10 protein-coding genes are annotated in these 9,714 nt (G+C 74.8%); 2 read left to right on the plus strand and 8 right to left on the minus strand.

Annotated elements, in window-relative coordinates:
- The first annotated feature begins 87 nt into the window (after positions 1-87).
- On the plus strand, positions 88-588 hold the full coding sequence (locus UWG_RS0103580) for an FBP domain-containing protein (RefSeq protein ID WP_016905836.1): 501 nt from the start codon (positions 88-90) through the stop codon (positions 586-588).
- Between the two features lie 32 nt (positions 589-620).
- Here the strand turns inward: UWG_RS0103580 and pcaDC are convergent, their stop codons facing one another.
- From pcaDC to UWG_RS0103615, 7 genes are read right to left on the minus strand one after another with little or no spacing between them, the layout of a single operon-like run.
- The gene (gene pcaDC / locus UWG_RS0103585; RefSeq protein ID WP_016905837.1) at positions 621-1,808 is read right to left on the minus strand and encodes a bifunctional 3-oxoadipate enol-lactonase/4-carboxymuconolactone decarboxylase PcaDC; all 1,188 of its coding nucleotides are present in this window, start codon (positions 1,806-1,808) and stop codon (positions 621-623) included.
- A gap of 19 nt (positions 1,809-1,827) precedes the next feature.
- Complete coding sequence (pcaB, locus tag UWG_RS0103590; RefSeq protein ID WP_016905838.1) at positions 1,828-3,249, minus strand: 3-carboxy-cis,cis-muconate cycloisomerase; 1,422 nt, start codon at positions 3,247-3,249, stop codon at positions 1,828-1,830.
- Positions 3,236-3,814, minus strand: a complete 579-nt coding sequence (gene pcaG, locus UWG_RS0103595) for a protocatechuate 3,4-dioxygenase subunit alpha (RefSeq protein ID WP_016905839.1) — start codon at positions 3,812-3,814, stop codon at positions 3,236-3,238. Before pcaG ends, pcaB begins: the two co-directional genes overlap by 14 nt.
- Position 3,815: 1 nt before the next feature.
- Entirely contained in the window at positions 3,816-4,604 is a 789-nt protein-coding gene (pcaH, locus tag UWG_RS0103600) for a protocatechuate 3,4-dioxygenase subunit beta (RefSeq protein ID WP_016905840.1), read from the minus strand.
- Positions 4,605-4,643: 39 nt separating this feature from the next.
- Positions 4,644-5,834, minus strand: coding sequence for a thiolase family protein (locus tag UWG_RS0103605; protein WP_016905841.1), 1,191 nt, complete (start codon positions 5,832-5,834; stop codon positions 4,644-4,646).
- Positions 5,831-6,490 (minus strand): CoA transferase subunit B, encoded by a 660-nt coding sequence (locus UWG_RS0103610; protein WP_016905842.1) that lies wholly within the window; start codon positions 6,488-6,490, stop codon positions 5,831-5,833. The genes UWG_RS0103605 and UWG_RS0103610 overlap by 4 nt, the downstream gene beginning before the upstream one ends.
- Complete coding sequence (locus UWG_RS0103615) at positions 6,490-7,269, minus strand: CoA transferase subunit A (protein WP_016905843.1); 780 nt, start codon at positions 7,267-7,269, stop codon at positions 6,490-6,492. Before UWG_RS0103615 ends, UWG_RS0103610 begins: the two co-directional genes overlap by 1 nt.
- A gap of 224 nt (positions 7,270-7,493) precedes the next feature.
- On the opposite strand from UWG_RS0103615, the gene UWG_RS0103620 reads away from it, so the two are divergent.
- A complete protein-coding gene (locus tag UWG_RS0103620; protein WP_029391134.1) occupies positions 7,494-9,140 on the plus strand; it encodes an IclR family transcriptional regulator domain-containing protein in 1,647 nt (548 codons plus the stop codon).
- A gap of 14 nt (positions 9,141-9,154) precedes the next feature.
- On the opposite strand, the gene UWG_RS0103625 is transcribed toward UWG_RS0103620, so the two are convergent.
- Positions 9,155-9,714 (minus strand): DUF305 domain-containing protein (locus UWG_RS0103625; protein ID WP_016905845.1); only part of this gene is annotated, 560 nt, incomplete at its 5' end.

A 9,714-nucleotide genomic window follows, 5' to 3' on the forward strand; every position in this document is an offset into this window, starting at 1 on the left:
CAACACGGGCGCCGCACAGCCGTTGGGGCGCCCTGCGGAGGAAAACCGAGTGACAGGCCGACCGGCCGCTCCCTAGGGTCGCCGGTCATGAACCGTCTCGCCGAGCCCGCCGTACGCGCCTCCTTCGTCAACTGCTCGAAAGGGGAGGCGAAGAGGATCAACATCCCGCGGGACCTGGCCGAACGCCCCTGGGAAGAGCTGGACTTCCTCGGCTGGCGCGATCCGGGTGCGCCCGACCGCCGATACCTCGTCGCGGAGTCGGCGGGCCGGCCCGTCGGCGTGGTGCTGCGGGCTTCGCAGGGTGTCCACCGCGCCGGGGCCAAGACGACCGTCTGCTCCCTCTGCCTCACCTCGCACCCGGGTACGGGCGTCGCGCTGCTCGCGGCGCCGCGGACGGGCGCCGCGGGGCGGCAGGGCAACACGGTCGGCGTGTACCTCTGCGCCGACCTCGACTGCTCGCTCTACGTGCGGGGAAAGAAGGAGACCGGCGTCGGCGTGAGTTACCGGGAGACCATCGGCGTCGAGGAACGGATCGAGCGACTCCGCGGCAACCTGCGGGGGTTCCTCGCAAAGGTCGGCGTCGGCTGAAGCAGCCGGCTGCGCAAGGCTGTTGCGCCCCGTCAGCCGTCGGTGTCCTGCTCCCTGAGCACCCGGTCGGCGACGGCGAAAGCCGAGTTGGCCGCCGGCACCCCGCAGTAGACCGCCGTCTGCAGCAGCACCTCGCCGATCTCTTCGCGGGTGAGCCCGTTGCGGAGCGCGGCGCGTACGTGCATGGCGAGTTCGTCGTGGTGGCCGCGCGCGGTGAGTGCGGTGAGCGTGATGCAACTCCGGGTGGCCCGCGGCAGCCCCGGCCTCGTCCAGATCTCGCCCCAGGCATAGCGGGTGATGAAGTCTTGGAAGACCTCGGTGAAGGCGCTGGTGCGCTCCTGCGCCCGGTCGACGTGCGCGTCCCCGAGCACGGATCTGCGGGCGGCGGAGCCGGCGGCGCGGCGGCCGTCGTCGTCGGTGGGCGGCTCGTCCTCCGTGCCGGGCGCCGCCTCGGTGAGGTGCGTGAGGAGCGCGGAGCCGACGGGGCCCGGGCGTTCGGCGCCGGCGAGGTGGGCGGCGCGGGCGAGCTCCGTGAGCGAGGCCGAGGGGATGGCGTCGGCGAGGAGCCTTGCGTGCGAGGGCGGCGTCGCCGGGTCGTCGCGGCCGGCAACGACCAGCGTCGGTGCGGCGATCCGCGGCAGCGCGTCGCGCAGGTCGAACCCGGCGAGCGCGTCGCAGCAGGCGGCGTACCCCTCGGCGGCCGTCGCGCGCAGGTCAGCGACGAGCGCACGCGCGGTCGCGCTCTCCCGGAACGCCGGCGTGAACCACCGCTCGGGCGAGGAGCGGGCGACGGCCCCGACGCCCTCCGACCGCACCAGCGCAGCCCGCTCCCGCCACCCCTCGGGCTCCCCGAACCGTGCCGAGGAGCAGACGAGGGCGAGCGAGGCGATCCGCTCGGGACGGTGTACCGCCAGCCACGTCCCGACGGCACCGCCGAGCGACACCCCGGCGTAGGCGAACCGGTCGATCCCCAGCCCGTCGGCGAGTTCGAGGACGAGCGCCGCGAGATCGGCGACGCCCGCCCCCGCGCCGAGGAGACCTGCCGGGGAACCGCCGTGCCCCGGCAGGTCGTAGCGGACCACGCGGTGATGCCGGGCCAGCGCCGGCACCTGCGGGTCCCACAGCGCCAGAGAGGTGCCGAGCGACGGGCCGAGAAGCAGCGGCGGCGCTCCGGCGGGGCCGTCCGTGCGGTGGTGGAGGCGGGGGGTGCTGGCGGACAAGGTGTGCCTCTTCTTCCGTCTACGGGTGCGTCGGCGGCGCGGGGGAGCGGCGGGCGAGGCCGCGGTCGACGAGGGCGGGCGCCGCGCCGAGGTAGCCGGCCGGGTCGAGGAGTTCCCGCAGCCGCTCGACGGGGAGCACGGCGGCCACCCGGGGTTCCTCGGCGAGCACGTCGGCGAGCGGGGAGCCCTCCTGGGAGGCGCGCGCCACCGCCCGGTCGAGCACCTCGCCCGCGTCCGGCGCAGCGAGCACGGCGGCGAGTTCGGCCGTGAGCCGCTCGCTCACGACGAGCCCGCCCGTACGCGCGAGGTTCTCGGCCATCCGCTCCGGACGCACCCGGAGCCCCTGCACCAGCCCGACCGTGGCCCGCGCGGCCCCGCCGACGAGTCGCAGCGCCTCGCGGAGCGGCTGCCACTCGGCGTGCCAGGCGCCCGGGGGCCGCTCGTCCTCCGCGGCGAGCGATCCGTACAACACCGCCGCGAGATTGGGCACGTGACGCGTGCAGGAGGCGACGAGCGCCGCCTGCACGGGGTTCGCCTTGTGCGGCATCGCGGAGGAGCCGCCGCCCGCCTCCTCCGCGACCTCGCCGATCTCGGTGCGCGAGAGGACCAGTACGTCCTGCGCGGCCTTCCCCAGCGCCCCCGCCGCGAAGGCGAGGGCGCCCGCGAGGTCGGCGACGGGCGTGCGCAGCGTGTGCCAGGGCAGGAGCGGCTCGGCGAGTCCCGTCTCCTCGGCGTATGCGGAGAGGAGCCGCGGCGCGAGGTCGCCGGTGGGGACGCCGGCCCGCTCGGCCGCGGTGTGGAAGGCGGCGAGTGTGCCCGCTGCGCCGCCGAGTTGGGCGGGGAGCCCGTCGCGGACGGCGGAGAGGCGGGCGTGCGCGTCGAGGAGCAGGCTGTGCCAGCCGGTCGCCTTGAGCCCGAAGGTGGTGGGGACGGCCTGCTGGCTGAGCGTCCGCGCGGGCAGCGGCGTACCGCGGTGCTCGCGGGCGAGCGCGGCGAGGTGTGCCGCGGCGCTCGCCAGGTCCTCCAGCGCGGGGCCGAGGGTGCGTGAGGCGACGAGCATGGCGGCGGTGTCGAGGATGTCCTGGCTGGTCGCGCCGCGGTGGACGTACCAGGCGGCGTTTTCGTCCCCGTCGACCTCGCCGACCGCCCGCCGCAGCGCGCCGACGAGCGGGATCACGGGGTTGCCGCCCGCGGGAGCGGCGAGCGCCAATGCCCGTGCGTCGAAGGTCTCCTGGCGCGCCGCGGCCGTGGCGACGGCTTCCGCCGCGCTCCGCGGGGCGAGGCCGAGCGCCGCCTGCGCGCGCACCAGCGCGACCTCGGCGTCGAGCATCGCTCGCAGGTACGCGGCGTCGCCCGTCGCCGCCTCGGCCGCCGAGCCGGCGCGGACCGGGGAGAGCAGCCCCAGGTCGGCGCCGGTGGTGGGCAGTTCACTCGAAGGCAAGGAAGACGGTCTCCTCGTGCGTTCCGTCGGACTGGAGCCGGACGTCGAAACGGTAGCGCCGCTCGCCCTCCTCGTCGGCGAGGAGGGTCCGCCTGCGCTCCTCCGCCAGCGAGTCGAGCAGCGCGTCCCGCGGTGCCTCCGCGAGCGCCCGCGGAAGGTAGACGCGGGTGTGCAGGTGGTGCAGGAGACCCCGGGCGAAGACGACGACGGAGAGGTACGGGACGCCGCCCGGCGGGAGGGTGCGCACCGCGAAGTGCCCGTCGGCGTCGGTGGCGACGCGGGCGAAGCCGGTGAAGTCGGTGCCGTTGCGCCCGAGGAACCCGGCATCGGTGGGGGAGCGGCGCATCGAGCCCGGCGCCCCCGTCCGTGAGCCGTCGGGCCCCGGCTGCCAGAACTCCAGCAGCGCGTCGGGCACGGGTGCGCCGGCGCCGTCGTGGACGTTGCCGTGGACGGTGACGGCGTCGGGGTGGTGGGCAGCGGCGGGCGTCTCGCCCTCGGGGAAGGGGAGCGCGTAGCCGTAGAAGGGGCCCACGGTCTGGGAGGGGGTCGGCCGGCGGACCGTCATCTCAGCGTCCCTCCTCGACCCAGGTGGCGGAAGGTCCGTCGAGAACGATGTCCCAGCGGTAGCCGAGGGACCACTCGGGAGAGGAGAGGGAGTGGTCGTACGCCGCGACGAGTCGCTGCCTGGCCGACTCGTCGGTGACCGACTGCAAAATGGGGTCGTGGGGGAAGAGCGGGTCCCCCGGGAAGTACATCTGCGTGACGAGGCGTTGGGTGAACGCCGTGCCGAAGAGCGAGAAGTGGATGTGCGCGGGGCGCCAGGCGTTGTCGTGGTTGCGCCACGGGTAGGCGCCCGGCTTGATCGTGGTGAAGGCGTACGCCCCGTCCTCGCCCGTGAGGCAGCGGCCGACTCCGGTGAAGTTCGGGTCGAGCGGCGCCGGGTGGTCGTCGCGCTGGTGCGCGTAGCGGCCGGACGCGTTGGCCTGCCACACCTCGACGAGCTGGCCGCGCACCGGGCGTCCCTCGCGGTCGAGGACGCGCCCGGTGACGGTTGTCCGCTCGCCGAGCGGCTCGTGGAGGTGCTGTCTCGTGAGGTCGCTGTCGAGCGCGGTGACGTCGGTGACGCCGAAGACCGGCCCGCTCAGCTCGACCGCCTCCGGGTCGTCCACCGCCACCAGCGGCTGCTCGGGATGGCGCAGCACGCTGGAGCGGTACGGGCGGTACCCGCGGTCGGGATGGTGGACGGGCGGCAGGCCGTCGGCGAGGCGCTCGGCGTACGCGTCGCGTTCGGCCGCGATCTCGGCGTCGATCGCACTCTGCGTGAGGGCGGGAGGGTCCTGCGGTCTCGTTGACACGGCGGCTCCTTCGTAGTGCGTGCGTGCGGGGCGCGGCCCTCACCGTTCCAGGACGAGCGCCAGCCCCTGTCCGACTCCGATGCACAGGCTCGCGAGAGCGGTCCCCGAGCCCGCCGCCGCCAGTTGGTGCGCGGCGGAGGTGACGAGCCGTGCGCCGGAGGCGCCGAGCGGGTGCCCGATGGCGAGGGCGCCGCCCCGCGGGTTGACGCGCGCCGGGTCGAGGTCGGGCCACTCGGCGAGGCAGCCGAGGGACTGCGCGGCGAACGCTTCGTTGAGCTCGACGGTGAGCAGGTCGTCGAAGCTCCGACCGGCCTTGGCCAGCGCCCTGTTCACCGCCTCGACGGGGCCGAGCCCGAAGTACTGCGGCTCCAGCGCGGTGACGGCGCTCGCGCCGATGCGTGCGAGCGGCTCGCGCCCGGTGGCGCGCAGCCCGTCCTCGTCGGCGAGGAGGAGCGCGCTCGCACCGTCGTTGAGCGGCGAGGAGTTGCCCGCCGTCACGGTGCCGCCGTCCTTGCGGAAGACCGGCTTCAGCGCGGCGAGCGCCTCGGCCGAGGCGTCGGGCCTGACGCACTCGTCCCGCTCCGGCCCGACGCCCGGGTACGGCACGATCTCCGCGTCGAAGAGACCGTCCCGCCAGGCGCGCGCCGCCTTCTCGTGGCTCGCCAGCGCGAAGGCGTCCTGCTGCTCGCGCGTCACCAGGTGCCGGTCGGCGACGAGTTCGGCGCCCTCGCCGAGCGGCACCGTCCAGCCGGGTTCCATACGGCGGTTGACCATCCGCCAGCCGATCGTCGTGGAGAACATCTCCTGGTGGCCGGCGGGGAACGCCCGCTCGGGCTTGGGGACGACCCAGGGCGCACGGCTCATCGACTCGACGCCTCCCGCCACGGTGAGCGAGGCGTCCCCGACGGCGATGGCGCGCGCCGCCTGGAGCACCGCTTCGAGCCCCGAGGCGCACAGCCGGTTGACGGTGCTGCCCGGCACCGAGGTGGGCAGCCCGGCGAGCAGCACGGCCATCCGGGCCACGTTGCGGTTCTCCTCGCCCGCGCCGTTGGCGTTGCCGAGGACGACGTCGTCGATCCGGCCGGGGTCGAGCGAGGGCGAGCGCTCGACGAGGGAGCCGAGCGCGTGCGCCGCCAGGTCGTCGGGGCGCACTCCGCTCAGGGCGCCGCCGTACTTGCCGACCGGGGTGCGTACGGCGTCGACGAGGTAGACGTCGCGCAGGCCTTTCATACCGATTCCCCTTCCTCCGCGCCGAGGCGCACCCGCACCGGCGCCCCCGTCCGCCGGCGTACGTCGGCGACCGTCACGCCCGGCGCCGTCTCGACGAGCGCGAGCCCGTCGGCCGTGACGTCGAGGACGCCGAGGTCGGTGATGACGCGGTCGACGCAGCCGCGCCCGGTCAGCGGCAGGTCGCACTCGGGGAGCAGCTTCGGCGCACCGTCCTTCGAGGTGTGCTGCATCAGCACGATCACCCTGCGCGCGCCGTGCACCAGGTCCATGGCGCCGCCGACCCCCTTGATCATCTTTCCGGGGACGGCCCAGTTGGCGAGGTCCCCGGCGGCGGAGACCTGCATCGCACCGAGGACGGCGACGTCGATGTGGCCGCCGCGGATCATCCCGAAGGAGAGCGCGGAGTCGAAGAAGGAGGAGCCGGGCAGCACGGTGACGGTCTCCTTGCCCGCGTTGATCAGGTCCGGGTCGACCTGGGACTCCGCGGGGTAGGGGCCGACGCCGAGGAGCCCGTTCTCCGACTCCAGCACGACGTCGACGCCCTCGGGCAGGTGGTTCGGTATCCGCGTCGGCAACCCGATGCCGAGGTTGACGTAGCTGCCGTGCGGGAGTTCGGCCGCGGCGCGCGCGGCCATCCCGTCCTTGCTCCAGGCCATCAGACCGACACCGCCTCGTCCGCGCGCGCGGAGACCGTGCGCTGTTCGATGAGTTTCTCCCGCGCCTGCTCGGGCGCGAGCGCGACGACGCGCTGTACGAAGATCCCGGGAAGGTGGACGGTGTCGGGGTCCAACTCGCCCGGCTCGACGAGCTTTTCGACCTCGGCGACCGTGGTGCGCCCCGCCGTCGCCGCGAGCGGATTGAAGTTGCGCGCCGACTTGTTGAAGACGAGGTTGCCGTGCCGGTCGCCCTTGGCGGCCCGCACGAGCGCGAAGTCGGTACGGATACCGCGCTCCAGGACGTACTCCTGCCCGTCGAACTCGCGGACCTCCTTGGCCGGCGAGGCGACCGCCACCCCGCCCTCGCCGTCGTACCGCCACGGCATGCCGCCGTCCGCGACGGTGGTGCCGACGCCGGCCGGTGTGAAGAAGGCCGGGATGCCGGCGCCGCCCGCTCGCAGGCGCTCGGCGAGCGTCCCCTGCGGGATGAGCTCCAACTCCAGCTCGCCGGCGAGGTATTGGCGCGCGAACTCCTGGTTGGCGCCGATGTACGAGCCGGTGACGCGGGCGATGCGCCCGGCGGCGAGGAGTACGGCGAGGCCGGTGTCCAGGGCGCCGCAGTTGTTGGAGACCACGTGCAGACCGTCGACGCCGCGCTCGTGGAGCGCGTCGATCAGCACGTTGGGCACGCCGGTGAGGCCGAATCCGCCGACCGCGAGCGACGCCCCGCTGGGCACGTCCCGCACGGCTGCGGCGGCCGAAGAGGCCGTTTTGTCCATCTGTTGGCTGCTTCCTTGCTCGGCGCGGCTCAGGCGACCGCTGTTCGGTGCCGTCGGAGGGTCGCGCTTGCGCTTGTTCGCCTGGTGAACTAATGTTCACTGACGCCTCGAAGTCTCACCCCGGGGCAACGGCACTGTCAATGGCCCCCGTCGGTACGGTTCTCGGCGGAGCCGTCCACCGGACCGTTGCCGGCGCGCCGGCGCAGAGCAGATCGGAGCAGCCGATGCCCCCGCCCTCCAGCCGCCCCCCGGGGATGCCGCGGGAGGTCGTCGGCCCCCTCGTCCGCGGCCTCGCGCTGCTGCGCGCCCTCGCCTCGGGCGGCGGCGCGCGGCAGGCGAGCGAGCTCGCCAAGGCGCTCGGCGTCGCCCGCTCCTCCGTCGACCGCCTCGTCAGCACTCTCGCGCGGCTCGGCTACGTACGCCTCGACGGCCGCGAGGTGGCGCTCGCCCCCCGGCTCGCGGAACTCGGCAACGCCTACATCGCCTCGACGGGTCTCGCCGACCGGCTCGGCGGCCTCGCCGACCGCCTCGCCGACGAGCTCGACGAGTCCGTCTCGCTCGCCGTCCCCGACCGGGACGGCGTCCGCTTCGTCCACCAGGCGACCCGCCGCCGCGCGATGTCCCTCACCTTCCGCACCGGCGACCTCCTCCCGGCCGAACGCGGCGCCCCCGGCGCCCTGTTCGCGGCCGACTGGGACGAGGAGCAGTGGGCCGCCTGGCGCGCCCGCCGCGAGGCCGACGCGGAAGACGAGACCTTCGGCGCCCTTCCCCCGCCCCACGTCGACGCGGCCTCCTGCTTCGCGCGGCGCATCGAGACGGCGGGGGAGCGCGGCTGGTCGCTCGACGACGAACTGATCGAACCCGGCCTGCTCGCCCTCGCGATGCCGGTCCGCGACGCGGGGGGCGAGCAGGTCTGCGCCGTCAGCGTGGTCAGCCACACCAGCAGGCACAGCGCCGAGTCGCTGGAGCAGGCCGTGCTCGGCCGGCTCACCGGCGTCGTGGCGGAGATGTCGGAGGCGCTGCGCGCGCCTTCGCGCCAGTGCGAGGAGTCGGGGAACGCTTCGGCCCGCACCCGCGAGCCGAAGCGCGAACTCGGCCCGGAGTTCGTCGAGTCACTCGCCCGCGGACTCGCGGTGCTCACCGCTTTGGCAGACGGCAGCGCCCCCCTGACGCGGGTCGCCGAAGCGACCGGGCTCGCGCGCGCCACCGCGCGCCGATCCCTTCTGACCCTCGAGCACCTCGGCTACGTCGTCGCGGGCGGCGGCGGATTCCGGCTCACGCCGCGGGTGTTGGAGCTCGGGTTCGCGCAGCTCTCCGGGTACACCCTGGCGCAGCTCGCCGAGCCGCACCTCGCCCGTCTCGTCGCGCAGGTACGCGAGTCGGCGTCGCTGAGCGTGCTGCGGGGCGGCGAGATCCAGTACATCGCGCGGGTGCCGACCGTGCGCATCATGAGCGTCAACATCACCGTCGGGACGCGCTTCCCCGCCTACGCGACGTCCATGGGCCGGGTGCTGCTCGCCGGCCTGCCGGCCGCCGCGCGCCGCGCGCTGCTCCGCGCCGCCGACCCGGCGCCGCTCACCGAGCGGACGGTGACCTCGGCCCGCCGGCTCGACGAGCTCGTCCGCGACGCCGACCGCGCCGGATACGCGCTCGTCGACGACGAGTTGGAGGAGGGGCTGCGCTCCCTCGCCGTGCCGATCCGCGACGGCTCCGGACGCGTCGTCGCCGCGGCGAACGTCTCGACGCACTCGGGGCGCTCCACGCCGCAGGAGTCCCGGAGTGCGCTGCTGCCCTCGCTCCGCGAGGCCGCCGCGGCGATCGAGGCCGACCTCGGCGTCCTCGGCAGGTACGTGCGCATCCCGGCGGGCTGACGGCGGCGGGCGGGTCAGCCGAGCTTCTTCATCCGCCCGATCTCGGCGCGCTGCTGCGCGAGCACGTCCGTGGCCATCTCCTCGACGCGCACGTCGTTCCCCTCGGCGAGCAGTTCGCGGGCCATGGTGAGCGCGCCCCGGTGGTGCGCGGTCATCAGGTCGAGGAAGAGCGCGTCGAACTCGGCGCCGCGCGCCGCGCGCAGCCGGTCGAGCTGTGCGCCGGTCGCCATCCCCGGCATCGCCGCGTGGTCGTGGTCCGAACCGCCTCCGGCCGCACGGCCGTTGGTGCGCTGCCAGCCCTGCATCGCCTTCACCTCCGGGCCCTGTGCGGCGCGGATGCGGTCGGCGACCTTGCGCACCTTTGCCTTCGCTGCGTGCTTTTCGGCCAACTTCGTCATGGTGAGTGCCTGCCGATGGTGGACGATCATGTGCCGCACGTACGCGTGGTCGGCCGCGTTGGGGCGCGTCTGCTCACCCGCCTTGCGTCGCGCCTCGTCGGCGGAGAGCGTCTTCGCCGACTCGCCCGGTTTCCCCGGCGCGAGGACCGAAGGGCCTGCCTGCGGCTCGTCCGAGC

The organism is Streptomyces xiaopingdaonensis, from assembly GCF_000262345.1.
In the GTDB taxonomy this organism is placed as follows: domain Bacteria; phylum Actinomycetota; class Actinomycetes; order Streptomycetales; family Streptomycetaceae; genus Streptomyces; species Streptomyces xiaopingdaonensis.

Coding starts and splice junctions, on each gene's coding strand:
- UWG_RS0103580 (WP_016905836.1), top strand. CDS start 88: ATGAACCGTCTCGCCGAGCCCGCCGTACGCGCCTCCTTCGTCAACTGC.
- pcaG (WP_016905839.1), bottom strand. CDS start 3,814: ATGACGGTCCGCCGGCCGACCCCCTCCCAGACCGTGGGCCCCTTCTAC.
- UWG_RS0103605 (WP_016905841.1), bottom strand. CDS start 5,834: ATGAAAGGCCTGCGCGACGTCTACCTCGTCGACGCCGTACGCACCCCG.
- UWG_RS0103610 (WP_016905842.1), bottom strand. CDS start 6,490: ATGGCCTGGAGCAAGGACGGGATGGCCGCGCGCGCCGCGGCCGAACTC.
- UWG_RS0103615 (WP_016905843.1), bottom strand. CDS start 7,269: ATGGACAAAACGGCCTCTTCGGCCGCCGCAGCCGTGCGGGACGTGCCC.
- UWG_RS0103620 (WP_029391134.1), top strand. CDS start 7,494: ATGCCCCCGCCCTCCAGCCGCCCCCCGGGGATGCCGCGGGAGGTCGTC.